Below are 25,378 nucleotides of genomic sequence, written 5' to 3' on the forward strand. Positions count from 1 at the left end.
ATGTCCAGGCCTCTCCGCCTCGCGCTGCTTGCAGCCGCGTTATCCATTCCCGTCACTGCCCACGCCATGGACGACGACATGCGCGCCAGTAGCAGGGGCTCCGTTGCGATGACGTTGTGCGCGCAAAACGCGGACGGAAGCAAGATCGAGGGCGGCACCAGCAAATATTGCAGGGAGAACGGCTACGACAAGCTCGTTGCCGCAGTCGATACAGCGTTTGCGACCGCGGTCGGCAAGGCCCAGGCCAACGTCCGACCGTTGTTCAGGCGCGATCAAGTCTGGTTCAACGAGATGATCCAGCAATCCGACTATACCGTGGAGGCAGTCGACGGCACTGAGCTGCGCAAGACATTGGCCGACGCGCTGCGCCAGCGCGCGGCCTTGCTTGACGACATCGGTCGCGGCTTCGGCCGCAGCGGCCTCACCGGCGCCTGGGCCAACGCATTCGGCGACGTGACCATCACGGCGACCGATCCGGGTACCTATCGCCTCGACGCCGAACTGAGTTCCAACTATGGCGCCGACATGCAATCGCACTGCAAGCTCGAGGCCACTGTCAAGTCGGGCCCGGACAGCTGGCTCGCCGGCGCTACGATCCCGACGCAACCGACCCAGCCGGGCGCGCTCCCGGCCGAACCCGTCTCGATCAAGCTACGGCGCCAGGGTGACACGCTCCGCATCGTGATCCTGGCAACCGAAGAGCAATGGTCTTTCTCCAACGATCCGGACTGCGGTCGCCTCGATCAGGTGACCGGTACCTATTTCGCCAGCGCCAGGAAGGACGGGACCGACAAGGGCGACACCAGCTTTATAATGCCGACCTTCGATTGCATCCAGCCGGAGACGGCGACCGACGAAGAGATCTGCGCCGATCCGGATCTGGCCACGAACGACCAACGGCTGAATCGTGCGTGGAAAGCGCTGCTGCCGCGACTTGACGAAGCAACACGGCGCGCGCTGACGGACGACCAGCGCCACTGGGTCGGCGCCCAAACCGAGCAGTATCCCGAGTTCCTGCATCCGGCTTGGGAGAAGGTGAACGCACCGATCCACCACACGGTGTTCGGACGCGATCGCCTCAACAGCCTGCAGCGCGAACGCATCGCCCTGCTCGAAGGTTTTGACGACAAGCGTATTGGTCTTGCCGGCACCTGGCTCGCCTACAATGCCGTCATCAAGATTACGATGGACAAGGACGGTTCGATCGACGCCAAAGGCTGGAAGTGGCTGCAGGGCGACTGGAAGGACAGCTGCGACTACGAGATGAGCGGAGAGGTCAAGGACGGTGCATTCCGGGCAAGCGACCAGGGCAAGAACCCCGATACGCTGGAGCGCGACCGCGACATGCTCGTCGTCAACCGGCTCGACGACGCCTTTGCCAGCAAGCGCAAAGCCGGCAAGACCGACAAGGATGACGAGCCGAAATGCAAACGAGTGGGCTCGATCTCCTCGACGGCACGGCTGTTTCCGGCAAAGCCCTCGGAGGATATCGACAATCCGGAAGGCGCGATCCGCTAAAGAGCGATGAGATTCTGGTGAATCATCATCGCTCGTTGCGGCAGCATCGATTGTCGGACTCAGCGCTACGTCAGCAGCTCTTCGATCCTGATCGGGAAGCGGCGCACCCGCACGCCGGTCGCATGCCAGACGGCATTGGCGACCGCGCCGGCACTGCCGGTGATGCCGATCTCGCCGACACCCTTGATGCCGAGCGCATTCACATGCGGATCGTTCTCCTCGACCGTGATCACATCGAGCGGCGGCACGTCGGCATTCACGGGAATGTGGTACTCGCCGAGATTGGCATTCATGATCCGCCCGCTGCGGCGATCGGTGACGGCCTCCTCGTGCAGCGCGAAGGACATGCCCCAAATCATGCCGCCGAACAGCTGGCTCTTCACCAGATGCGGGTTGACGATGCGTCCCGCCGCGAAGGCACCGACCATGCGGGTGACACGGATCTGGCCGAGTTCGGGATCGACCTTCACCTCGGCGAACACCGCGCCGTGGGCGTGCATGGCGTACTCTTCCATCGCCGCCGGGTTCGCCGCGCCGGTGCCGCGCGCCTCGACCTCGGCGACGCCGGCGCGCTCTAGGATATCGGTGTAGCTCTCGCTGCGGCTGTCGTCGTCGCGCCGGATCAGACGGCCATCGTGCGCGATCACGCCGGTATTGCCGGCGCCGAACAGCGGCGAGCGCTCGTCATTGGTGGCGAGATCGGCGAGCTTGGCGATGACGGCCGCGCCGGCGCTGTGGATCGCGGCACCCGCGGTCGCCGTGTGCGCCGAGCCGCCGGCAATGCCGGCATCGGGCAGATCGGACGTGCCGGCCTTGAAGTTGACGCGGTCGATATCGAGACCGACGGCATCGGCCGCGATCTGGGCCAGCGCCGTCCAGGCGCCCTGCCCCATGTCATGCGCGCCGATCTCGATCGCACCAGTGCCATCACGGCGGATCGCCGCACGCGCTTCAGCCTGGAACATCAGCGCGGGGAACGTCGCGGTGCCCATCCCCCAGCCGACCAGCAGTCCGGCATCGTCGCGCATCTGTCGCGGCTGGAGCGAGCGCTTCGCCCAGCCGAAACGCGCCGCGCCCTGATCGTAACAGGCGCGCAGCGCTTTCGAGGAAAACGGCTTTCCGGTGATCGGCTCGACCTCCGCATAGTTCTTCAGGCGGAGGGCGAGCGGATCCATGCCACAGGCCCAGGCCATCTCGTCGATCGCGCTTTCCAGCGCAATCGAGCCCGTCGCCTCGCCCGGCGCGCGCATGAACAGCGGCGTGCCGGTGTTGACGCGCACGGCGTCATGCGAGGTGCGGATCGCCGGGCTCGCATAGAGCGTATGCGAGGCATCGGCCGCCGGTTCGTAGAAATCATCGAACGTGCTCGACACGGTCCGCGCGTGATGATCGAGCGCGGTCAGGCGCCCTTCGGCGTCGGCCCCGATGCGCAAGCGCTGACGCGTCGGCGCACGATGGCCGACCGGCCCATACATCTGCTCGCGGCGCAGCACCAGCTTGACCGGCTTGCCGACCAGCTTGGCCGCCATGATGCCGAGAACCGGGGGACCGGCCATCAGCCCCTTCGAGCCGAACCCGCCGCCGAGGAACGGACTGCGGATGTGGATATTGTCATGCGCGATTCCAAACAGCTCGGCGACGCGCGCCAATGACAGCATCAATCCCTGGGTCGGCATGTCGATCTGAAGATGGTCGCCGTTCCAGTGCGCCACGATCGCATGCGGCTCCATGGCATTGTGATATTGCGCCGGCGTCTCGTAAGTCGCATCGATCCGCTTGTCGGCGGCAGCAAGGCCGGCTGCGACATCGCCGTGATGATTCTCCGAGGGATTGCCGACGCCGACGACCGGTGGCACGTAACTCTTGCCGGCATCGAGCCCGACCAGGGCGGGCAGCGTCTCATAGCGAGGCGCCAGCAGCACCGCGCCTTCCGTCGCCGCCTCTAGCGTCTCGGCGATCACGACGGCGATCGGCTGGTTGGCGTAGCGAACCTCGTTGCTCTGCAGCACCTCCATTCGGAACACGAACGGGTTGGTCTTGATTTCAGGATCGATCGCAAGCTCGGGCTTGTGATCCGGCGTCATGACGTCGACCACTCCGGGATGACGCCTGGCAGCGGCAACATCGAGCGAGGCGACGCGGCCATGCGCGATGCTGGACACCGCCATCACCGCGAACAACATGCCGGGCGGATGATTGTCGGCAGCGTAGGTCGCCTGCCCCTTGACCTTGAGCACGCCGTCGCGGCGGGTCAGCGGCTGGCCGATGCTCGAGCCGTGGCGAAGATGGGCGGGTGCACTGGTGAGATTGAGCTCAGGCATGGACGGCTCCAGAGGTCGAAGCAAAGGGGGATGCCGGCAGCGCGGGGATGCGCGCGGGCGTACCGGCAGCGGCAAGGGTCAGCGTGCGCACGACGATGCGGCGCGCCAGCTCGATCTTGTAGGCGTTGTCGCCGGACGGCTTTGCGTCGGTGAGCGCACGCCAGGCGGCCTCCTGGAACGCATCCGCCGTGGGCGCGACGCCCTTGAGAACATCTTCCGCCGCGCGGGCACGCCACGGCTTTGCAGCAACACCGCCGAGAGCAAGCCGCGCTTCCGCGATCTTGCCGTTCTCGATCCGCAGCATCGCTGCGGCCGAGACGATGGCGAACGCATAGGATGTCCGCTCGCGGACCTTGAGATAGCGCGCATGCGCCGCAAACCCGCGCGCCGCGGGCGGCAGGCGCACTGCGACGACGAGGTCGCCGGGCTCGAGCGCGGATTCACGCGTGGGCGAATCGCCCGGCAGGCGATGCAGTTCGTCGAGCGCGATCTCGCGACGACCGTTCCTGCCCTCGATCTCGACGATCGCATCGAGCGCGACCAGTGGCACGCAGAAGTCCGAGGGGTGGGTCGCGATACAGCTCTCGCTCCAGCCGAGCACGGCATGGGTGCGGTTCTCGCCGTCGCGGGCGTCGCAGCCACTGCCGGCCTCGCGCCTGTTGCACCGGCTGGCAGTGTCGTAGAAATATGCACAGCGCGTCCGTTGCAGGAGATTACCGCCAACAGTCGCAGCGTTGCGCAATTGCGCCGACGCGCCGGAGAGCAGCGCTTCGGCGACGGCCGGATAGGTCTTTGCGAACTCCGCATCGTGGGCAAGGTCGGCATTGCTGACGAGCGCACCGATCCGCAACGAGCCATCTGCGAGGCGCTCGATTCGGTCGAGCCCATCGAGATGCGTGACGTCGACCAGCCGATCCGGACGGCTGACGTTGCCCTTCATCAGGTCGAGCAGATTGGTGCCGGCGGCAAGATAGACAGCGCCCGGCCGGGCGGCGGCGGCAACGGCTTCAGCGACCGTGGCGGGTCTGATGTAATCAAACTGTTTCATGCTGAGCGCCTCTGGTTGGTTTCGTCGGCACCAGCCTGCGCCTCGAGCACGGCATCAACGATGCCGGCATAGGCGCCGCAACGGCAGAGATTGCCGCTCATGCACTCGCGGATGCGTTCGGGATCATTGCCGGCCTGGGCTTCCTGCATCATGCCGATCGCACTCATGATCTGGCCGGGCGTGCAGAAGCCGCACTGGAGTCCGTCGTGGGCGATGAAGGCCGCCTGGACGGGATGAAGCTGGTCGCCACGCGCGACGCCTTCGATGGTGAGGATCTCGGCACCATCATGACTGATGGCCAGAGCCAGGCATGAATTGACGCGCTTGCCGTCGAGAAGAATGGTGCAGGCGCCGCACTGGCCGCGGTCGCATCCTTTCTTGGTTCCTGTGAGATGGAGGCGCTCACGCAGGAGATCGAGCAGCGTGACGCGAGGATCGTCGAGGACGAAGTCGCGCCGTGCACCGTTCACGGTGAGGCTGATGGAGTGGTTCATAAATGGCTCCGATCAGGTCTGGACATGGCTCATCGTTCGGCGCGCCACCGCTGGCCGCCGTCGATATTGCGCCGGCGCGGACATATTCCGGGCCGACACCCGCGAAGATACGGAGGCACCCTCCGCTTAACAAGGGCCCCTGCAAAATATTTGGAAACCGTCAAAAGCCCGTGCGCTGACAATGCGATGCAGCAGGCTTGGGGTTCAATCTAACCAATTCGTGATCTACATTGCCTGATATGGACGACCACACCGACCAGACCCGAAAGCCCCGCGCCGATGCCGTGCGCAATCGCGAGCGCGTGCTCGAAGCGGCCAAGCTCGTGTTCAACGCGGGCGGCCCGGAGGCGAGCCTGGAAGCCGTGGCCAAACGCGCCGGGGTCGGCATCGGCACGCTGTACCGGCATTTCCCGACGCGCGAGGATCTGTTCGAGGCCGTTTACCGGCGCGAGGTCGAACAGCTCAGCGAGCTCGCCGAGCAGTTGAAGAGTGCCACGGACCCGGTCGACGCGCTTCGGCGCTGGCTGCGGTCGGGCGTCGAATTCGTCGCCACCAAGAAGGGCATGGTGGCAGCGCTGGCACTCGCGGTGCAGAGCGGGTCCGAGTTGCATGCCTTCTCCTTTGAACGCCTGACCAAGGCGATCGGCTCGCTGCTCGATCGCGCGGCTGCGGCCGGCGCGATGCGCGCCGATATCAGTCCCGAAGACTTGCTGCGCGCATTCTTCGGTATGTGCTACATGCACGACCAGCCCGGCTGGCAGTCCTCGGTGCTGCGAATGCTCGACGTATTCGTGGACGGACTGCGCGTGCAGCCCGTCGCAAAGGCCAAGACACGTATCAAGACGCGTATCAAGACGCGCACGGTCAAGCCCGCGAAGGCGGGGGTGAAACGGAAGCGGTAGCACGTCCGTATTTCCCGGGGACGTGTTAGGGTCAGTATCGCCCGAATTTCAACGCGGAGCCTGCCATGCGCATTGCAGCCCTGGTCGTTGCCCTCGCTTTTGCCTTCAGCCCCGTCGGCGCACGCGCTGACGATGTTTCGGCGGCTCAAGACGTGATCCGCGCCCAGGAACAGGCCCTCATGCATGACGACGCTGCGGCCGCCTATTCCTATGCCGCACCGGCGATCAAGCAGATTTTCCCGGCACCCGACATCTTCATGTCGATGGTGCAGAACGGCTACGCGCCGGTCTACCGCCACAAGAGCTTCGAGTTCGGCGACAGCAAGACCGAGGGCGGCTCGGTTGCCCAGCGCGTTCACATCATCGATGCCAATGGCGAAGCCTGGGAAGCGCTTTACACGTTGGAGCAGCAGGCAGACGGAAGCTACAAGATCACCGGCTGCTCGCTGCTGAAAGCGGGGCAGGCGGTTTAAGCCGCCTCCAGCATCAAGGACGTCACGGTCGCGATGGCGCCCAAGGTGATGGCCGTGTCGGCGAGGTTGAAAACGGCGAACGACGAGGCCCGGTAGGACAGATGGACGAAGTCGATGACCGAGCCGATCCGGGCGCGGTCCAGCATGTTGCCGAGCGCGCCGCCGATGATCAGGGCCAGTCCAGTGGCGAGAATCGGCTGGGTTGGCGGCAGGCGGCGGAGCCACCAGGCCAATATTCCGCAAGCGAGGAGCGACAGGCCCACCAGCGGCCAGCGCTGCGCATCGCCGGCGAGCCGCAGGAAACTGAACGACACGCCTTTGTTGTAGGACAGTAGAAAGTCGATCGACGGCAATGCGCCGGGGGCAAGGATGATCATCGGTCGATCCGGCTCCAGCAAGCCGACGACGAGCTGCTTGGTGCCCTGATCCAGCAGCACGACGGCAATGATCAGAAAGATCCACCGGCGTGACGGCGCCAGCGACATGGTCAAAATGCTCCGGCCTGTATCGATAAGACTTCGCGCCGACGAGGAGCGCACTTCAAGTCGCGAAGCTTGTCCCCGCCCTCGTCGTGTTCATGCGCGAGCGGATCAGCAGCGTCAAGACAATGCCGACATTGAGGGCATTCCAGGCCACGCCGTTGGCGAACGCCGCGCCGTAGGAGCCGGTGGCATCGAAGATGATGCCGGACACCCAGCCGCCGAAGGACATGCCGACCACGGAGGCGAAGATCACGATGCCGACGCGGGTTGCCGCTTCGCTCGCCGGCATCGCCTCGCGCACGATGATCGCGTAGCTCGGCACGATGCCGCCCTGGAACAGGCCGAACATCGCGGAGATCAGATAGAGCGAGGTGAGGCTGTCGAAGAACAGATAGAACACCAGCGCAAAGCCTTGTGCCAGCGACCCGAGCAGCAGCGTGCGGATGCCGCCGATCTTGTCGGCGAGATAGCCCGAGCCGATGCGGCTGACGATGCCGCAGGCCATCATCAGCGACAGCATCTCGGCGCCCCGCGCCACGCCGTAGCCGAGATCGCCGCAATAGGCGACGATATGCACCTGCGGCATCGCCATGGCGACGCAGCAGGAAATGCTGGCGATCGAGAGCAGAACCGTCAGCGTGTTGGTCGAGAGTTTCAGATCGACGCGCGGCGGCGGCGCGTTGGCGTGATTGCGGACCTTGTCGTCGCCCATCTGCGCGCGCAGGACCAGCACCAGCACGGCCATCAGGCTCGCACAGACGAGCCCAATACCGATATGGGTCGTGCGCCAGCCCACCGTATTCAAGCCGTAGCTCACGATCGGTGGCCATATCGTGCCCGCGACATAATTGCCGCTCGCCACGATGGTCACTGCGAGGCCGCGATAGCGTTCGAACCAGTGCGAGGCCTCCGCCATCAATGGTGCAAAGGTCGCCGAGGTGCCGAGACCAATGAGAAAGTAGGCCGACACGAACTGCCAAAGCTGCGTCGACAGCCCGGCCAGCACGTTGGCGATGCCGAGGAAGGCGATACTGATTGCCATCGCCGGCACGATGCCGAAGCGATCGGTGATCTTGCCTGCAATCACGCCGCCGAGGCCGAAGCCGAACATCATGAGCGTGAAGGCGAGCGACACCGCGCCTCGTGAGGCAGCGAATTCGGCCTGCACGACGGGAATCACCACGACCACCGCCCACATGCCGACACTGCCGATCGAGCCGGTCGCCAGTGCGAGCAAGAGCCGCACCCAGGCCTGACGCGAGTCAGGGGTGAATGAGGCAGATGTCTGTCCAGGGTGATTTGGCGCGTGCACGGTTTGGACGATGTTCGCTGATCGCCTCGTGGTCAAGCATCGTGCCGCGATAATGGGCATGCGCGGTGCACTGCGGTAAGAAGGAGCTTGGCGAAACCGCACTTTGCCATTAGTTTGCAATCCGCGTGTGCAACATTGCCGCGCGAGGAGTTCATCGGCTGAATGCTGTTGCGATTGACGCGATCGATGCGGATCAGGGTGGGGCAGATCATCGCCCTCGCCTATCTGTTCTGCGTGCTCGCGCCCGCCGCAAGCCTTGCTTGGGGCAGTGGTCCCGCGCCATGCCTCGACGATACGCTTCTTGCTGATCTCGTGCCGATCCATCAGGCGATGCCGACGAGCCACGTGCACGACGGCACGGCGCATGGGCACACCGGCATGCACGCACATCACCAGTCCGCGCAGGACACTCCCGCCCCACACCATCATGACGACAAGGGCAAGGTTGGCCCGTGCTGCGCCATGATGTGCGTCAGCGCATTGCCGGCCGATCTGCCTGATGTGGCAAAGCCGCTTCAGCCGGGTTCAGCTTGCGCACCTGAAATCGTGGCGAGCCTGCACAGCACGGTGCCGCCCCTGCACTACCGCCCTCCCATCGCCTGATCTGACACGCGACGACGTCAGGCCGCGCGCGCATTTCCGCGCGCACGGGCCTGTGGTCTCCAGACAGATCAGGGATTGCTCATGCTTACGCTTCTCGGGGCGAGATCCGCCGCCGCATCTGCGGCGCGTGGAGGATGCTTTCGTTACCATTGGCCGCTGCTGGCCGTGATTGCGCTCACGCTGGCCGGCTGCATGCCGGCAACAACGTCGCTTGCCACCGCCGACCCCGCCGATCCCGCGGCGAAGATCGCGCGCGTCGGCTATCGCTCGACGGTCGCGCCTTATGCGAGCCTGCGGCCGGCGGTACCGGCGCCATGGCGCGAGCGCAACGACGCCGTCACACCGCAACCGAAGCCAGGCCAATAGGGGCGCGCCATGGCACATCATTTGGCGCGAGGCCTGCTCGTTCTTGCCGCGCTCGGCCTCTGCGCATCCAGTCTTGCCGGCTGCGCCGCGTTCTCGCCCGATGGCGGCATGACGGCTGTCTCGGAGCTGACGAGCCAGACCATCAAGAAGGACGTCGCCTTCGTGCGAACGCCCGAGGTGGCCGACGCGGTCGATGCGCGCGTTCGCCAGCTGCTTTCGCGGACACTGACCGCGGAAACTGCCGTGCAGATTGCACTGCTCAACAACAAGGGGCTGCAAGCCGCCTATAACGAGCTGGCGCTCGCCGAGACCGATCTGGTCGAGCAGAGCCTGCCGCCCAATCCCGTGTTCTCGGTCTCGCGTATCTCGGGAAATGGCGCCAGCGAAATCGAACGCCAGGTGGTCGGCGATATCCTCGCGCTGGCGACCCTGCCGTTCCGCTCCGACATCGCCCGCGAGCGCTTTCGTCAGGCACAATTGCGCGCGGCGCTGGCGACGCTGCGGCTCGCCGCCGATGTGCGGCGCGCTTACGTCCGCGCGGTTGCCGGAAACGAAATGGTGGCCCTGCTGACGGATGCGAAGGCGACGGCCGAATCGACCGCACGGCTCGCGGTCAAGCTCGGCGAGACCGGTTCGGTCAACAAGCTCGACCAGGCTCGCGAGCAGGTGTTCTACGCCGAAACCACCGCGGACCTCGCCACCGCGCGCCAGACGGCGACCAGCGCGCGCGAAAAACTGGCGCGGCTGATGGGACTATGGGACGACGGTCTCGATTTCCGCCTGCCCAGCGCGCTGCCGTCGCTGCCCCGCCAGCCGCAAGCCCTGCCCTCGATCGAGGCCGATGCCGTCGCCCATCGCATCGATTTGCAGATCGCGCGGCTCGAGCTCACGGCGCTGGCGAAATCGCTAGACCTCACCGAGGCGACACGCTTCGTCACGTTGCTCGATCTCGCCGGCATCTCTCGCCGCACCCAGGATCCGGAAGGGTCGCCGTTCCGCGAGCGCGGTTTCGACGTGCAGTTCCAGATCCCGATTTTCGACGGGGGCGAAGTCCGGGTGCGGCAGGCCGCGGAGACCTACAATCTCGCCTTCAATCGTCTGACCGAGCGAGCGGTGAATGTCCGCTCGGAGGCACGCGATGCCTACCGGGTCTATCGCTCGACTTACGACATCGCCAGCCATTATCAGCGGGAGATCCTGCCCTTGCGCAAGATTATCACAGAGGAGATGCAGCTGCGCTTCTCCAGCATGCAGGTCGACATTTTTGCGCTTCTGACGGAGGCGCGCCAGCGCCTCGCCTCACTGCGCGGCGCGATCGACGCCAGGCAAAACTTCTTCCTCGCCCAGTCCGGGTTGCAGACCGCCGTCAACGGTGGCGGCGCGGCTGCGTCCGGCGGCGACGATCCCACCAATATCGCCGCGGCAGCACCTGCCGATGGCGATCACTGACATGGAGGCCAGCATGTTTTCCCGCCGAGGATTTTTGGGCACGGCCGCGCTCGTCAGCGCCTCGGCCGTCAGCGGACGCGTCCAGGCCGCAGCGATTCCGGAAGCCGTTCAAATGGACAAGGCGGTGATGCAGCCGCCGCTTCACCCGATCAGCGGCCCAGACTATCGCCCGGTCGTCACGCTCAACGGCTGGACCCTGCCGTTCCGAATGAACGGCGACTGGAAGGAGTTCCATCTCGTCGCCGAGCCCGTCGTGCGAGAGTTCGCCGAGGGCATGAAGGTCAATCTCTGGGGCTATAACGGCCAGTCGCCGGGCCCGACCATCGAAGCCGTCGAAGGCGACAAGGTCCGCATCTTCGTCACCAATCGCCTGCCCGAATACACCACCGTGCACTGGCACGGCATGATCGTGCCGAGCGGCATGGACGGCGTCGGCGGCTTGACCCAGCCGCACATCCAGCCCGGCAAGACCTTCGTCTACGAGTTCGAGATGAGGAAGAGCGGGACCTTCATGTACCACCCGCATTCCGACGAGATGGTGCAGATGGCGATGGGCATGATGGGCATGATCGTCGTCCACCCGCGCGATCCGAACTTCAGGCCCGTCGACCGCGACTTCGTCTTCGTGATGAGCACCTACCGGGTCGATCCCGGCACCTACCTGCCGCGGGTCAACGAAATGACCGATTTCAACATGTGGACATGGAATGCGCGGGTCTTTCCCGGCATCGATCCCGTGCCGGTCCGGCTCGGCGACAAGGTGCGCGTGCGCATCGGCAATCTCAGCATGACCAACCATCCGATCCACCTGCACGGCCACAGCTTTGCCGTGACCTGCACCGACGGCGGCTGGATTCCGGAGACCGCGCAATATCCGGAGACGACGACCGACGTGCCGGTCGGCGCGGTGCGCGTGTTCGACGTGCTTGCCGACAACCCCGGCGACTGGGCGTTCCACTGCCACAAATCCCATCACACCATGAACGCGATGGGCCACGACATGCGCAACATGATCGGCGTGTCGCGCAAGGATCTGGCCAAGGCGGTCGGCAAGCTCGCGCCCGATGCCATGGTGATGGGACAATCGGGCATGGCGATGGGCAACATGGAGATGCCCGCCCCCGACAACACGCTGCCGATGATGACGGGCGCCGGCCAGTTCGGCTCGATCGAGATGGGCGGCATGTTCACGGTGATGAAGATTCGCAAGGGGCTCGCGCGCGACGATTACCGCGACCCCGGCCCCTATCAATTCCCGCAAGGCACCGTCGCCTATGAGGTCGCTTCGCCCGCGGCGGAGCCCGTGCGGCAACCCGCCGCGCCGATGCCGAAGATGAAGATGTGACCAGCGTTTCGATCAACCACCAACCGGAGACTACAATGAAGAATACGATCAAACTCGCTCTCGCGCTGACCGCGCTCTCGGCCGCGCCCGCCCTGGCGCACGAGGGTCATGATCATCACGGCTTCTCGGCCGGCGAGCCCGGCGATCCCAACAAGCCGGCGCGCACTATCGCGATCGCGATGAGCGAGATGTCCTATGAGCCGTCGAACATCGACGTGAAGCGCGGCGAGCAGATCCGCTTCGTGCTGCGCAATGTCGGCAAGGAGGATCACGAATTCCTGCTCGCCACCACGAAGGAAAATCTCGCACATGCCGAGGTGATGAAGAAACACCCACATATGGAGCACGACGATCCGAACGGAGTGCGGCTGGCACCGAACAAGACGGCCGAGATCGTCTGGAAGTTCACCAAATCGGGCACGTTCGAATTTTCCTGCCTGATTCCCGACCATCGCGACTACGGCATGGTCGGCCACGTCACCGTGAAATGAAGACAATGGAGACATCGATGAAGCCGATCATCCGCATCACCGCAGCGCTCGCGCTGACGCTGGGCCTGACCATGGGCGCGCTGGCGCAAGCCGCCACCATCAGCGGTGAGGTCAAGAAAATCGACGAAGGTGCCGGCAAGATCACCCTCAAGCACGGCGCCGCAAAAAGCCTCGGCATGGACGAGCCCATGACCATGGTCTACCGCGTCAAGGATCCCGGCATGCTCAAGCAGGTGAAGGTCGGCGACAAGGTGACCTTCGAAGCCGAGGAGGCCGCGTCGGGGTACACCGTGACCAGGCTGCAAAAGGCGAAATAGGGGCCCCCCTCAACGGTCATTCCGGGGCGAGCTCTTGGCGCGAGCCCGGAATGACGGCCGGAAGGCCCCCGAAATACCCCGGCCTGACGTCCTCCCGCCCCCTCCGTTAACCCTTTGCTAACCATACACCCGGCAAGAATTGCCGGGTGAAGTCGAGTGTCGTCAGCCGCGTAAAACGGGAGCTCCCGTGGACGCCAGTGCGGTGCCTCACTTTCGGACCGGCGGCCCATCGGCCGCCGCGCAGGCGTTTGGGGCGCGCGGACGGCAGTCGCGCGGGGAGGCAGCTACCATGGTCGACGTCACCGCGGGACAGGGCGTAGGCGGCGGAAAGCCCGGGCTTCCCTCCCTCTCCGAAATCGTCACCATCCTCAAGCGCGGCGACATCGCGCTCGCGCTCGGCATCCTCACCATCCTGGTGGTGCTGATCCTGCCGCTGCCCGCGATCGTGCTGGACCTGTTCCTGGCGATCTCGATCACGCTGTCGATCCTGATCCTGATGACCTCGCTGTTCATCCAGGCGCCGCTGGAATTCTCCGCCTTCCCGACCATCCTCCTGATCTCGACCATGCTGCGGCTGTCGCTCAACATGGCCTCGACCCGCCTGATCCTGTCGCACGGGCACGAGGGCACGGATGCGGCCGGTCACGTCATCGAAGCCTTCGGCAGCTTCGTGATGGGCGGCAATTTCGTCATCGGCATCATCGTCTTCGCCATCCTGATCATCGTCAATTTCGTCGTCATCACCAAGGGTTCGGGCCGTATCGCCGAAGTCGCGGCGCGCTTCCACCTCGATGCCATGCCCGGCAAGCAGATGGCGATCGACGCCGACCTGTCGGCTGGCCTGATCGACGAAAAGGTCGCCAAGGAGCGCCGCAAGGCGCTGGAGGACGAGAGTGGCTTCTTCGGCGCCATGGACGGTGCCTCGAAATTCGTCCGGGGCGATGCCATCGCCGGCCTCCTGATCGTCTTCATCAACGTGGTCGGCGGCATGATCATCGGCGTCGCGCAACAGGGCCTTTCCTTTGCCGATGCGGGACGCAGCTACACGCTGCTGACGGTCGGCGACGGCCTCGTCACCCAGGTGCCGGCGCTGATCGTCTCGACCGCGGCCGGCCTGCTCGTCTCCAAGGCCGGCGTCTCCGGTGCCGCCGACAAGGCGCTGATGAAGCAGTTCTCCGGCTATCCGCAGGCCCTGGCAATGTCCTCGGCGGTCATGCTGGTGCTGGCGGCGCTGCCGGGCATTCCGACCATCCCGTTCCTCGCGCTCGGCGCGGGCGCCGGCGCGCTGGCCTGGACCGCACGCAACCGCAACCGTGCAACGGCCAAGGCCGAAGCCGCTGCAAAGGTCGCCCCCGCGGCCGGCCAGCCCGGCGCACCGGGCGCGGCGGCCGCGGAGGAGCCGATCTCGGCGGCGCTGAAGATCGACGACCTCAAGATCGAACTCGGCTATGCACTCCTGCCGCTCGTCAATGGCCCTGACGGCACCGACCGCCTCACCGAGCAGATCAAGGCGCTGCGCCGTTCGCTCGCGATCGAGATGGGCTTCGTGATGCCGGCGGTGCGCATCCTCGACAACGTCCAGCTCGAGGCCAACACCTACATCATCAAGATCAAGGAGGTCGACGCCGGCACCGGCAAGATCTGGCCGAACCAGTTCATGGTCATGGACCCCGGCGGCAGCCAGGTGCAGGTGCCCGGCATCCACACCACCGAGCCGACCTTCGGCCTGCCCGCGACCTGGGTCGACGCCAGCCTCAAGGAGGAGGCCTCGCTCAAGGGCTACACCGTCGTCGATGCCGCAACCGTGCTCTCGACCCATCTCACCGAGCTGCTCAAGGCCAACATGTCGGACCTGTTGTCCTACGGCGAGGTGCAAAAGCTGCTCAAGGAGCTGCCGAAGGAGCAGAGCGAGTTGGTCAAGGACATCGTACCCGGACAGGTCACGGTCTCCGGCATCCAGCGCGTGCTGCAGCTGCTGCTCGCCGAGCGCATCTCGATCCGCGATCTCTCGACCATCCTCGAGGGCATCGCCGATTCGCTCGCCTTCTCGCGCAATCCCGCGACCATGGTCGAGCATGTCCGCGCGCGCCTCGCGCGGCAGATCTGCGCGCAAAACACCTCCTATGCCGGCTATCTGCCGCTGATCGCGCTGTCGGCGAAATGGGAGCAGGCCTTTGCCGAATCCATCATCGGCCAGGGCGAGGAGCGGAGCCTTGCGATGCAGCCCTCGAAACTGTCGGAGTTCATGACTGGCGTGCGCGAAGCCTTCGAGCGCGCCGCGCGCGAAGGCGAGGCGCCGGTACTGGTGACCTCTGCGGCAATTCGTCCCTTCGTCCGCTCCCTGGTCGAGCGGTTCCGGGCTCAGACGACGGTTCTGTCACAAGCCGAAATTCATCCTAGGGCGAGGTTGAAAACGGTCGGAAGCATCTGATTTGCCTTAAGAAGCCGTGTGTTTTTCGGCCACAGGCAAATGGTTTTTGGGTTCCTGGCGCCTTGCCGCCCAAACGCTGACGAGGCGCCTTACGAGCAAATTATACCTTTGAAATAATTGCGAAATCGAACGATCGAGCGCCGCTTTTAATCGCGATCTTTCACGTCCTATCACGCTCTTGTGATGGCCCCTTGGGAACGAATCCCCCCAATACTAGGTTGTTGGGCACCGGAAGCATGAACCTGCCTGAACAGGCTGGCGACTACTTCGGGTAGATGGCGGCAGGAGGCTTCCATGAACCACTCGATTTACAGCGCGGACCGCTCGACCCACCTCAAGGTGGTGGCCGTGGCGCTCGTTGCCGGCATCGCAGTTGCGGGCTTTGGCATCTCGGCGCGCACGGGATCGGATGAAGGCCTCACACAGACTGCTCGCGTCATCAAGGCCGGCAAGCCGGTCGTGGTCACCAGCTCGGACGCATCGCTCGTTCGCTAAGGAGATTTTGAGTTTCAGGAATTCACGCGGCTCTTTACCAGCCCCCCAAAGTCGCCACGTGGATATGTAGACGACCCCAACCCCAAGTCGACTACAGAAAGCGCCCGCCCCCCACGGGCGCTTTCTCATGTCTGGGGTACTCTGCGCGAACGCCCAATCAGCCTCGCGACCGGCATGCTCAATTAGCCTTTCGATCCGCCGGAGCCGTGTCGAAGCCGACACGCGGGAAGCGCAGGTTCACTTCTCCCACCGAGGGATCTTCGTGCCGGATCACCACCTCGTCGGCGGTCCAGGCGAGCAACTTTCCATTGACGGCGTTGCCATAGTCGTCCGGCGTCACACTGACCCAATCGCCGCGCCGGAGCCCGATGTTCTGGGCCTCGGGCCACCACTCGTCGGGCTCGCTCGGCCGGCTGGTCCGCGCGACCTCGATCGCCTGGTCGGGTGTCATCTCCGAGGATTTGCCGTGGCCGATGGCTGCTACTCTCTTGTACCAGGGATCGATCACGCTTGCGAAAGCGATCAGATCGTTGACCTCGGTGCCGCCATTTTGCCGCGCAAACCACAGCGGATGATAGGCCGACAGATCTGCGGCGGACGGTTCGTCCCCGAGGATGAACTTGCGGCCGTCGGAGAGGATTTCGGCGAGCCACGCGAGTTGCGCGTCAAGCCTCTGCAGGTAGAGCGGACGCTTGGAACGCAATTCGCCGGGGTCGAGGTTGACGCGAAACAGCGGACGCCGCTCGTCGATCAGCTCCTGGGGAATCCCGGGCATGTTGCCGATGGTCAGGCATACGGCGTTGAAGAACGAGCTCTTCTCGATCCACCAGCCGAAAGCCTTTGCCATGGCTTCCTGCCGTTTTGGATAGAGCGCGCCGCGCTGGCCCAATTTCTCGATCGCTTGAAGGATGTGCAGCGTGTCGCAGTAGAACTCTGCACCGATCTGGAGGATCGGGGTTTTTCGATAGCCTCCGGTCATCGGCGTGAGCTTGGGGCGCGGCGTCCAAACCGGGATGTCGACGGAGCTCCAGGTGATATTCTTCAGACCCAGGGCGAGCCGCACCTTCTCCGAGTAGGGCGAGAGCGCGTAATGGTGCAGAATGACATTGGACACTTGATCCTCCCCTCATGTTGTTCGGCCGACAGCCCGGCCGCTGGCTCTCTGTGCGAGAAATCCGCCGCTCCTTACTTTTTGGCCTGCATGTCGAAGCCGAGGAATTCGAACGGCGTGTCGCCATTGACCCATGCGTGCCAAGTGTGCGGCTGGAACAGGATAACGTCGTCCGGCTTGTAGGCGATCTCGCCGTACGCCTTGCCGTCCTTGTCGTTCAACGACATCGTGCCGGTGCCGCTGATGACGTAAAGAACGTAGGTCTGCTCCTCCGGTCCCTCGTGCAGCGCGATCGAGCCTCTGGCGTCGACATGCCCGCGCATCACGTTGATGCCTTTGCCGATGTCGATGCTGTTCGGCGGGACCTGATAGAGCGCCGCATAATCGAACCCCTTGTTCGGTCTGCCGCCAATGTCCGGAATCGACACGAGCTTCCCAGGCTCTTTCTTGACCGCGACCGCTTTGCCGCTGGGATCGAGTTCAATGCTCGTCAGATCGCCGGCGGACGCCGGAGCACCGATCGCGAGCGTTGCAACCACAGCCAATCCACAGATGAAACCACGCATTCCTTCCTCCCTGAACGAAGCTGAATTGTCGGATGAGCGCTATTCGGGCCGCCCTGGAGAGGATCGGCCCGCCGTCGAATGATGCTGCGCCGTCGCGCGAGATCCCCGACCTATCCGCCCGTTCGCGCTTCGAGGAAAATCTGGGTGAACGGCTTTGCCAGCACGGGTTCGAGCTTGGGCACGATCGCCTTGATGTCCGGCGTCACCATGTGGCCGTCGAGAGCGGCCTTGTCTTTCCAGCGCTCGAAGGTCAGGAAGCGACCCGGCTCACCGATGACTTCCATCAGCGTGTAGACCAGACAGCCCGGCTCCTTGGCCGACGTTTCGGCAAAGGGAACGAGCAAGGCGCGCAGCTCATCCGCCTTGTCCTTCTTGGACACGATTTCCGCGATCACGAAGTAGCCGCTCTGGCCTGCTGCTTCCGCCGACGAGGCGGAGAAAATTGCGGCCGCCAATCCAACCGCGGTCGTTCCCACGAAAGCACGCCGATCCACGTCCGACATGGCAATCCCTCCCTGATGTTTTCATTTGTAGATCCGGCCCAGCGGCCGGATGCCTCATTTAGATGAGACACAAATACTTTGCATACAATATAAACTGAGTCAAATGTTTGCCCTAAGATATGATGCCTCCGGATCAAATCGCGGCCCATACGACTTGGCTTCCACGAGGGCTAACGCTAGGATTTGGCGCGACGATTTGCTTTGCGAGCGGGCCAAGAATGACGACACGAACGATGAAAATGCGGCGCGACACACGAACCAATGCAGATCAGAGCTCCATCGCACCGGTCGAAATGCCTGGGCTCGACAATCATCTCTGCTTTGCGCTCTATGCCGCCAGCAATCACATGACGCGCCTGTTCGTGCCTTTTCTCAAAAAGCTCGGCGTCACCTATCCGCAATATCTGGTTCTCGTGGTGCTTTGGGAGCGCGGGGCGCGAGGTGTCGGAGACCTGGCCACGGCCCTGCAAATGGACCTCGGCTCGCTCTCGCCGATGCTCAAGCGGCTCGAGGCCAAGGGGTTGGTGACACGGCGCCGGCAGGCCGACGATGAGCGGCGGGTGCTCGTCGACCTGACGCCTCAAGGGGTGTCGCTGCGCAAGCGAACCGAACAGATGCTCGGCGAGTTCTACTGCTTCCTGAACATGCCGCTGGACGAGCTTTTCGACCTGAAGGACCGGCTGCGTCATTTCGTGAAATCGGCCGGCCCGACGGAGACGACGACCTCCTCCGTCAGATTGCCAGAGCCAACGCTCTAAATAGGTTCCTATCCGTCCGTCAATGGGCCTATGGGAATCCCGTCATCCGGCGAAGGCGGCGGTCTCGACGCCAGTCGCCGGAAGCACCACGACCTTCGCTCCCGGCGGCACGCGAGGATAGAGATCCATCACGTCCTGGTTCATCATGCGAATGCAGCCGGACGACATCGCCTGGCCGATAGACCATGGCTCGTTGGTGCCGTGAATCCTGTACAGTGTGTCCTTACCATCCTTGAACAAATAGAGCGCACGCGCGCCGAGCGGGTTCTGCGTGCCGCCCTCCATGCCTCGGGCCCACTTGGAGTATTTGCCAGGCTCGCGCGAAATCATGTCCTTGGTCGGCGTCCAACGCGGCCACTCGCGCTTCATCGCGACATTGGCGGTACCCGACCATGCCATGCCTTCCTTGCCAACGCCAACGCCATAGCGCAGCGCCTTGCCGCCTTCCTGCACCAAGTAGAGCAAGCGGTTCTTCGGATCCACGACAACGGTTCCGGCTGGCTGTCCGGTCGGATCGTCGACGAGCTGACGCATGTAACGGGTCTTCAGATCGCCGACGGGAACGGCCGCAACGGTGTAGGCGCCGTCCGAGACCGCGCCGTAGCGTAGGTCGAAGGTCGGTGCGTAGGTCGCCCCCGCGGCCTTGGGCATGATGTCCGAGTCGGAAACGCAGCCCGCCAGCGCGGCCGGCAGAAGCAGTGCCGCAGCACACACACACCATTGTTTTCGAAGCGTCATGCTTTATTCCTTCGGGAGGGCCTGCCTGAGCGCGGGCGCCAGTCTCGGTCCGGAGCTTAAGCCAGGCTTAAAAGTGCTCCGCGATCGCTCATTTCTTTGCCGCGCGGGCGCGCGCGTCGGCGGCGACGCGCTTGAAGCCTTCGTAGTTCAGGGCTTGCGTTACACGGTACTGACCGACGATGTAGGCGGGCGTGCCCATCAGCCCCAGCGAGTCCGCTTGGGCAAGGTTGCGTCGCAGGATCTTGGTGATCTCGTCGCCGTGGGCCTGAAGATCCGCATCCAGACGGTCCATATCGACTCCGGACTTCGCGATCGCTTCCCGCATCCGCTCGGCGGGTATCTTCGGCCCGGGAATTCCCATCATCGCGAGATGCGCGGCGTCGTAGCGGTTCTGATACTTCGCGGCCAGCGCCCACTGCGCACCCTTGATGGAATCCGGCGTGAGGATCGGCCAATCCTTGTAGACGAGGCGAATCTTGCCATCGGTCTTCACCAGCCGCTCGAGTTCGGGCTCCGCCTGTTTGCAGAAGGGACAGTTGTAATCGAAGAAGACCACGATCGTCAGATCGCCCTTCGGATTGCCCGCGGTGGGTGCGGCTGGATCGTAGAGAATGGCTTCGCGCGATATGTCCGCCTCGGTGGGTGCGTCGTCGGCGTGCGCGGGGCCGACCATGTAGCGGATGCCCGCGACGGCGATCATCTGGGAGAGCGTGCGTCTGGAGATATGCCGCAGCATGTTGTCTTCCTTGTTCCGGGAGTTGAGGTCAGTTGCCCGAGTTGGCTGCTGTCAGTTTTCCGAGCAGGGCGTTGGCATCGACGGCACCGATGATCTTGACCGCGGGATCGACGTTTCCATGCGTGCCAAACAGCAGGATCGTCGGCGGCCCGACGATGTCGAAGCGCTTCATAAGGGCTCGGCTTGCCTCGTTGACGACGGTTACGTCGGCACGAACCATTCTGAAATCCTGCAGCCGCGCACGTACTTCACGCGTGCGCAGGACGGCATCCATGACCCTGCATTCGACACACCACGCGGCGGAGAAGTCGAGCAAGAGGGGCTTTCCGTCCGTGCGGGCCGCGGCGAGTTCGTCGTGCAGCGCGGCGACCGATCGAATCGTTCGGACTGGTGCTTCGGATGCGGTCTCGCGAGGCACGAACCGATTGAGAATGCGGGTCGCGTCGAGGCAGTCGTCGCCTGCCGATCCGATCATCAGGACCGAACCGATCAGGAGCGCGATGCTCGCCAGGCCCATGGAAGCAAAGCGCCATCGGCCCTGCACCATCAGGAATTGAGTTCCGAAATAGACGGAGACGCCGGTCGCGAGCCCGCCCCAGAGCTGCAGCGTGGTTTGCTGCGACAAAACGCGAGAGAAAATCGAGATCGCGACGGCCAGCAGGATGAACCCGAAGGCATGCCTGACGCGGACGAGCCAGCGACCAGGCTTCGGCAGGAAGCGTGGTCCAAGCGCCCCGAAGACCAGAAGCGGCATTCCCATGCCGACGCCGAACACGAAAAGGGCAGCCATGCCACGCGCGACATCGCCGGTCCGCGCGACGTACAGCAGAGCGCTCGCAAGCGGAGGTGTCACGCAGGGGCCGGCGATCAGCGCCGATCCGAACCCGAGAACGGCGGCGGCGGCCAACGGCCCGCGACTGCCTTCGGAGGCCACGCCCGATATCCGCGCGACGAAGGAGGCCGGCAGCTGGATCTCGAACAGGCCGAACATGGATAGCGAGAGGACCACGAGAACGGCGCTCATTGCGCCGAGGGCGATCGGCGTCTGCAGCAGGATTTGCAGGTTCTCTCCAGACCCGGACCAGGCCGCGAACGCGCCGAGTGCCGCATAGGCCGAGGCCGACGCGCCGACGAACGTTGCCGCGAGAACGAGACCGCGACCGAACGAAAGATGGTCCTGCGACCTCGCCATCAGGCCAAAGAAGATCGGCACCAGCGGGAAGGTGCAGGGTGAGAACGACAACAGAACGCCGAACCCGAAGAACGAGACCAACATGCCGCCGAGCGTCACCCAGGAGGAGATGTCCCGGTCAGGGGTTGGCGTCGCGTTCGTCGAAAGGCTATCGTCCGGTGCGCCCGCGACGTCCGGCGCGTCCACGAATTCTGACGAGGATCCAGATGATGTCGCGCCGTTTTCGTTTCGATCTTTGATGGCCAGCGTCTGCAGGTCGATCGTCTTGGCGACGGGCGGGTAGCAGATTTGGTATTGTTCCGCACAGCCCTGATAAGTCACTGCGATCTCGCGCAGCCCTCGCAGGTCGGCAGATGGGATCTGGGCTTTCGCGGAATTCCGATAGATCTCCTGCGGCCCGAAATCGGGATCGTCCTTCGGTTCTCCCTGGGGAGTTTGGATCGCGACAGGGGTCCCGGGGGGCATTGCGTTCTTGGCGACGATCATTGCGCGGTAGAGATAGCTGCCCGGCCCTATCGCCCAGGTGAGCCACAGCCCGGCGTCGTCGCGCGAAACCTTCAATTGGAAGGCTGTGTCGGCCGGAGGCGGCGTTCCCGCCCCCGCCTGCGCGAGCGGTAACATGAGAACGAACAATAAGATCGATAGTCGCTGAAAGCCCGGCATGTTCGGCGCGCCCTGCGTTTTGTGAGCGGATGCCGCGGCTTGGATGGGCTACCTTAAGCCAGCCTTAAGGCTGGCGACCGAGAGGAACCTCGGAGGTGCTGATGCGCATACTTGTGGTCGAAGACGATCCCATCCTGGCCGACGGTCTGCGGGCGGGTCTGTCGTTGACGGGTGCGACGGTCGACGCGGTCGAAACTTGCGAGGACGCCGACCACGCGCTGGCGGCGTCGCACTACTCCGCGGTCGTGCTCGACATCATGCTGCCGGATGGAAGCGGTCTGGATCTGCTGCGCAGGCTCCGGGGTCGGCGGGACGCAACGCCCGTCCTGCTTCTGACCGCGCGTGACAGCGTCGGCGACAAGGTTTCGGGGCTGGATTCAGGGGCCGACGACTATCTGGCGAAACCATTCGATCTGGATGAACTGGCTGCGCGCTTGCGCGCCATTGTCCGCCGGGAAGGCGGTCGTGCGGCTCCGGCCATGACCCACGGCGCCATTGTGCTCTCGCCTGCTGATCTCTCCGTGACCGTCGCAGGTGAGCCGATCAACCTGTCGCGTCGCGAGTTCGCGATCCTGGCGGCGCTCATGGAGCGTCCGGAGCAGGTCCGGTCGCGCGCCGAACTTGAGGAGCGCCTCTACGGATGGCAAGAGGACGTCGAAAGCAACGCGGTCGAGGTTCACATCCATAATCTCCGCAACAAGATCGGCAAAGACGCGATCCAGACGCTGCGCGGCGTAGGCTATCGGATGGGGACGGGCCGATGAGGTCCCTGAGACTGAGATTGTTCGCGATGCTGCTCGCAGCCACCGGGATCGTCTGGTTAGCGGCGGTCGTCTGGATCTACGTCGGAACCAGGGACGAAGTTGAGCATGTTCTCGACACGCGCCTGCAGGAGGCCGCGCGCATGGTGGCCTCTCTGGCATCCAGCTTCGATGCTCTCCCCGGGGCCTCGACTTCCGCCGCGCTGCAGCCCCTCGGCAGCTACGAACGTCAACTGTCATGCCAGATCTGGTCTCTCGATGGCCGCATGGTCGCGAAATCGAGCGGCGCACCCGATCAGCAGCTCTCACCCGCCGCCTCAGGGTTCTCGGACCGGATCATCGACGGCGAACCCTGGCGCGTGTTCTCGGTCGAGGATGCCGATCACAATCTCCGCGTGATGGTGGGGGACCGTGTTGGGCTGCGGGAGCGGCTGGTGACCGACCTGATCAAGGGGCTCATGTGGCCGGCGCTGCTGATCGCGCCGCTGCTCGGCGCGGCGATCTGGACGAGCGTGGGGCAGGGTCTTCGTCCCTTGCGGCAGATGGCTCAGGACCTCGGCGCGCGCGAGCCGGACGACATGCGGCACGTCGAAACCGAACGTGCTCCGACCGAGGTCAGGCCGCTCGCGGTCGCCCTGAACGGGCTTCTCAGCAGAGTGGAAGCCGCGCGTCGGCATGAACGCGAAGTGACTGCCTTCGCGGCGCACGAACTGCGCACGCCGCTGGCAGGCCTGAAGACGCAGGCCCAGGTGGCCTTGGCCGCCGACGACCCGAAGGTCTTGCGCGGGGCGCTCGAACAGATCGTGACAGCCGTCGACAGGAGCTCGCGCCTGGTGCGCCAACTGCTGACGATCGCAAGGCTGGACTCCGAAGCGGTCGATGCACCCTTGGCGCCGGTCGCGGTCGGTCCGATTCTCGAGGAGATCGTCGCCGCCACGCCAAGGCACGAACGGACGACGGTGACGATCGACGCCAGCGTCCGGGCCTTGGTGCTGAATACGAACGCCGACTGCCTCCAGCTCGCGCTGCGGAACCTGCACGAAAACGCGATGCAATACACCAGCGAGGGACGGGTCGTCTGGATGGCCCGGGGCAATGCCATCGCCATCGAGGACGAAGGGCCGGGGATCCCCGCCGACGAACTCGATCAAATCGGAAAGCGCTTCTTCCGGGGTAGACTGAGGAGCCCGATCGGAAGTGGGCTGGGCCTTGCCATCGTCAAGCTCGCGCTCGCCAAGGTCGGAGCGAAGCTCACCATATCGAACCGCGAAGGGCGCAGCGGCACTCGGTCGGAGCTGACGTTCGACGTCTGATCAGCGACCGGTGCCGCGGCATGAACGATCGTCTGGGGCCTACACCCAGGTCTGCGCGCCGCCCCTGAGTTTCACGGGGATCGCGAGATAGCGCACCCCGTTGGCTTCGGCCGGCGGGAATTTGCCGGCGCGGATGTTGACCTGAATGGAAGGCAGTAGCAGCTTCGGTGCCGACAGTTTGGTGTCGCGCGCCTGCCGCATGGCCACGAACTCGTCTTCCGATACGCCGTCTTTGACGTGGACGTTGTTCTCGCGCTGCTCGCGTACCGTGGTCTCCCACGCGAAAGTATCACGGCCGGGGGCCTTGTAATCGTGACACATGAACAGCCGCGTTTCCGGCGACAGCGCCAGCAGCCGCTTGATCGAACGGTAAAGCCTGTGAGCATCGCCGCCGGGGAAGTCGGCGCGTGCGGTGCCGTAGTCGGGCATGAACAGAGTGTCGCCGACGAACACCGCATCCTCGATCTTGTAGGAGATGTCTGCCGGCGTGTGCCCCGGCGTATAGAGAACCTCGACCTCGAGTTCGCCGACCTTGAAGCGCTCGCCGTCGCGGAACAGATGATCGAAATCGCTGCCGTCGGTCTTCACGTCGGTGGCGTTGAAGATCGGCCGGAAGATGCGTTGGACATCCTTGATGTGCTCCCCGATGCCGATCTTCGCGCCAGTCTTTGCCTTGATGAACGGCGCGCCCGAGAGATGGTCGGCATGCGCGTGCGTCTCCAGCACCCATTCGATGATGTTGCCGGCATCTTCCGCAGCCTTCAGCATCGCCTCGACGGATCGCGTGTCCGCCTCACCCGAACTGTGGTCGTAGTCGAGCACCGGGTCGATGATGGCGGCCTTTTTGGTTGCGGGATCGCCGACCAGGTAGCTCACCGTGTTGGTCGGCTCGTCGAAGAATGATCGGATGATGGGTCGTGACATGTCTGGAACCTCCTGATGTCAGCGTCCGGTTGGTCTTGACGGATATATTAGCAATAGCTAAATAAG

At 64.3% G+C, this 25,378-nt stretch carries 26 protein-coding genes; 14 read left to right on the top strand and 12 right to left on the bottom strand.

Annotation, left to right across the window (positions count from 1 at the left end; genetic code table 11):
• A complete protein-coding gene (locus tag XH91_RS28505) occupies positions 1-1,518 on the top strand; it encodes a lysozyme inhibitor LprI family protein (protein ID WP_128953676.1) in 1,518 nt (505 codons plus the stop codon).
• 65 nt (positions 1,519-1,583) lie between these two features.
• Here the strand turns inward: XH91_RS28505 and XH91_RS28510 are convergent, their stop codons facing one another.
• Genes XH91_RS28510 through XH91_RS28520 form a run of 3 tightly spaced genes read right to left on the bottom strand, consistent with a single transcriptional unit; the run spans position 1,584 to position 5,381 of the window.
• Positions 1,584-3,839, bottom strand: coding sequence for a xanthine dehydrogenase family protein molybdopterin-binding subunit (locus XH91_RS28510; protein WP_128953677.1), 2,256 nt, complete (start codon positions 3,837-3,839; stop codon positions 1,584-1,586).
• Positions 3,832-4,887, bottom strand: a complete 1,056-nt coding sequence (locus XH91_RS28515) for an FAD binding domain-containing protein (RefSeq protein ID WP_128953678.1) — start codon at positions 4,885-4,887, stop codon at positions 3,832-3,834. The genes XH91_RS28510 and XH91_RS28515 overlap by 8 nt, the downstream gene beginning before the upstream one ends.
• The gene (locus tag XH91_RS28520) at positions 4,884-5,381 is read right to left on the bottom strand and encodes a (2Fe-2S)-binding protein (RefSeq protein WP_128953679.1); all 498 of its coding nucleotides are present in this window, start codon (positions 5,379-5,381) and stop codon (positions 4,884-4,886) included. Before XH91_RS28520 ends, XH91_RS28515 begins: the two co-directional genes overlap by 4 nt.
• 239 nt (positions 5,382-5,620) lie before the next feature.
• On the opposite strand from XH91_RS28520, the gene XH91_RS28525 reads away from it, so the two are divergent.
• Complete coding sequence (locus XH91_RS28525) at positions 5,621-6,283, top strand: TetR/AcrR family transcriptional regulator (RefSeq protein WP_128955030.1); 663 nt, start codon at positions 5,621-5,623, stop codon at positions 6,281-6,283.
• 65 nt (positions 6,284-6,348) lie between these two features.
• Positions 6,349-6,756, top strand: a complete 408-nt coding sequence (locus XH91_RS28530) for a DUF4864 domain-containing protein (RefSeq protein WP_128953680.1) — start codon at positions 6,349-6,351, stop codon at positions 6,754-6,756.
• On the opposite strand, the gene lspA is transcribed toward XH91_RS28530, so the two are convergent.
• Positions 6,753-7,241 (bottom strand): signal peptidase II, encoded by a 489-nt coding sequence (lspA, locus tag XH91_RS28535; protein WP_128953681.1) that lies wholly within the window; start codon positions 7,239-7,241, stop codon positions 6,753-6,755. The two genes, XH91_RS28530 and lspA, sit on opposite strands and share 4 nt — an antisense overlap.
• A gap of 55 nt (positions 7,242-7,296) precedes the next feature.
• Complete coding sequence (locus XH91_RS28540) at positions 7,297-8,562, bottom strand: MFS transporter (protein WP_128955031.1); 1,266 nt, start codon at positions 8,560-8,562, stop codon at positions 7,297-7,299.
• 150 nt (positions 8,563-8,712) lie between these two features.
• On the opposite strand from XH91_RS28540, the gene XH91_RS28545 reads away from it, so the two are divergent.
• The 8 genes from XH91_RS28545 to XH91_RS28580 all read left to right on the top strand — a co-directional run bounded on the left by XH91_RS28545 (position 8,713) and on the right by XH91_RS28580 (position 16,047).
• Entirely contained in the window at positions 8,713-9,153 is a 441-nt protein-coding gene (locus XH91_RS28545; RefSeq protein ID WP_128953682.1) for a hypothetical protein, read from the top strand.
• A gap of 81 nt (positions 9,154-9,234) precedes the next feature.
• Positions 9,235-9,519 carry a hypothetical protein gene (locus tag XH91_RS28550; protein ID WP_128953683.1) on the top strand — a complete coding sequence of 95 codons (285 nt, stop codon included), beginning with the start codon at positions 9,235-9,237 and terminating at the stop codon, positions 9,517-9,519.
• A gap of 9 nt (positions 9,520-9,528) precedes the next feature.
• Positions 9,529-10,968, top strand: a complete 1,440-nt coding sequence (locus tag XH91_RS28555; protein WP_128953684.1) for a TolC family protein — start codon at positions 9,529-9,531, stop codon at positions 10,966-10,968.
• A gap of 13 nt (positions 10,969-10,981) precedes the next feature.
• Positions 10,982-12,313, top strand: coding sequence for a multicopper oxidase family protein (locus XH91_RS28560; RefSeq protein WP_128953685.1), 1,332 nt, complete (start codon positions 10,982-10,984; stop codon positions 12,311-12,313).
• Positions 12,314-12,348: 35 nt separating this feature from the next.
• The gene (locus tag XH91_RS28565; RefSeq protein WP_128953686.1) at positions 12,349-12,804 is read left to right on the top strand and encodes a cupredoxin domain-containing protein; all 456 of its coding nucleotides are present in this window, start codon (positions 12,349-12,351) and stop codon (positions 12,802-12,804) included.
• A gap of 17 nt (positions 12,805-12,821) precedes the next feature.
• Positions 12,822-13,121: a copper-binding protein gene (locus XH91_RS28570; protein WP_164934219.1), complete on the top strand. Its 300-nt coding sequence runs from the start codon at positions 12,822-12,824 to the stop codon at positions 13,119-13,121.
• Positions 13,122-13,410: 289 nt separating this feature from the next.
• Positions 13,411-15,552 carry a flagellar biosynthesis protein FlhA gene (flhA, locus tag XH91_RS28575; protein ID WP_164938305.1) on the top strand — a complete coding sequence of 714 codons (2,142 nt, stop codon included), beginning with the start codon at positions 13,411-13,413 and terminating at the stop codon, positions 15,550-15,552.
• 294 nt (positions 15,553-15,846) lie between these two features.
• Complete coding sequence (locus tag XH91_RS28580) at positions 15,847-16,047, top strand: hypothetical protein (protein ID WP_128953689.1); 201 nt, start codon at positions 15,847-15,849, stop codon at positions 16,045-16,047.
• A gap of 178 nt (positions 16,048-16,225) precedes the next feature.
• Here XH91_RS28580 and XH91_RS28585 read toward each other — a convergent pair whose 3' ends face one another.
• The 3 genes from XH91_RS28585 to XH91_RS28595 all read right to left on the bottom strand — a co-directional run bounded on the left by XH91_RS28585 (position 16,226) and on the right by XH91_RS28595 (position 18,227).
• The gene (locus XH91_RS28585; protein ID WP_128953690.1) at positions 16,226-17,161 is read right to left on the bottom strand and encodes a glutathione S-transferase family protein; all 936 of its coding nucleotides are present in this window, start codon (positions 17,159-17,161) and stop codon (positions 16,226-16,228) included.
• Between the two features lie 71 nt (positions 17,162-17,232).
• Positions 17,233-17,724 (bottom strand): cupin domain-containing protein, encoded by a 492-nt coding sequence (locus XH91_RS28590; protein WP_128953691.1) that lies wholly within the window; start codon positions 17,722-17,724, stop codon positions 17,233-17,235.
• Positions 17,725-17,834: 110 nt separating this feature from the next.
• On the bottom strand, positions 17,835-18,227 hold the full coding sequence (locus tag XH91_RS28595) for a putative quinol monooxygenase (RefSeq protein WP_128953692.1): 393 nt from the start codon (positions 18,225-18,227) through the stop codon (positions 17,835-17,837).
• 347 nt (positions 18,228-18,574) lie between these two features.
• Between XH91_RS28595 and XH91_RS28600 the strand changes: the two genes are divergently transcribed.
• Positions 18,575-18,985, top strand: coding sequence for a MarR family winged helix-turn-helix transcriptional regulator (locus tag XH91_RS28600; RefSeq protein ID WP_245470753.1), 411 nt, complete (start codon positions 18,575-18,577; stop codon positions 18,983-18,985).
• Positions 18,986-19,027: 42 nt separating this feature from the next.
• On the opposite strand, the gene XH91_RS28605 is transcribed toward XH91_RS28600, so the two are convergent.
• The 3 genes from XH91_RS28605 to dsbD all read right to left on the bottom strand — a co-directional run bounded on the left by XH91_RS28605 (position 19,028) and on the right by dsbD (position 22,314).
• A complete protein-coding gene (locus XH91_RS28605) occupies positions 19,028-19,723 on the bottom strand; it encodes a L,D-transpeptidase (RefSeq protein WP_128953694.1) in 696 nt (231 codons plus the stop codon).
• An 88-nt stretch (positions 19,724-19,811) separates the two neighbouring features.
• Positions 19,812-20,447, bottom strand: a complete 636-nt coding sequence (locus XH91_RS28610) for a DsbA family protein (protein WP_164934294.1) — start codon at positions 20,445-20,447, stop codon at positions 19,812-19,814.
• Positions 20,448-20,487: 40 nt separating this feature from the next.
• The gene (dsbD, locus tag XH91_RS28615) at positions 20,488-22,314 is read right to left on the bottom strand and encodes a protein-disulfide reductase DsbD (protein ID WP_128953696.1); all 1,827 of its coding nucleotides are present in this window, start codon (positions 22,312-22,314) and stop codon (positions 20,488-20,490) included.
• Between the two features lie 101 nt (positions 22,315-22,415).
• On the opposite strand from dsbD, the gene XH91_RS28620 reads away from it, so the two are divergent.
• Positions 22,416-23,078, top strand: coding sequence for a response regulator (locus tag XH91_RS28620; protein ID WP_128953697.1), 663 nt, complete (start codon positions 22,416-22,418; stop codon positions 23,076-23,078).
• Positions 23,079-23,104: 26 nt separating this feature from the next.
• Complete coding sequence (locus XH91_RS28625; RefSeq protein ID WP_430648562.1) at positions 23,105-24,388, top strand: ATP-binding protein; 1,284 nt, start codon at positions 23,105-23,107, stop codon at positions 24,386-24,388.
• Between the two features lie 39 nt (positions 24,389-24,427).
• On the opposite strand, the gene XH91_RS28630 is transcribed toward XH91_RS28625, so the two are convergent.
• Positions 24,428-25,312, bottom strand: coding sequence for an MBL fold metallo-hydrolase (locus XH91_RS28630; RefSeq protein ID WP_128953699.1), 885 nt, complete (start codon positions 25,310-25,312; stop codon positions 24,428-24,430).
• Between the last annotated feature and the right edge of the window lie 66 nt (positions 25,313-25,378).

Origin of the sequence: Bradyrhizobium guangzhouense, from assembly GCF_004114955.1 — a bacterium.
GTDB classification, from domain to species: domain Bacteria; phylum Pseudomonadota; class Alphaproteobacteria; order Rhizobiales; family Xanthobacteraceae; genus Bradyrhizobium; species Bradyrhizobium guangzhouense.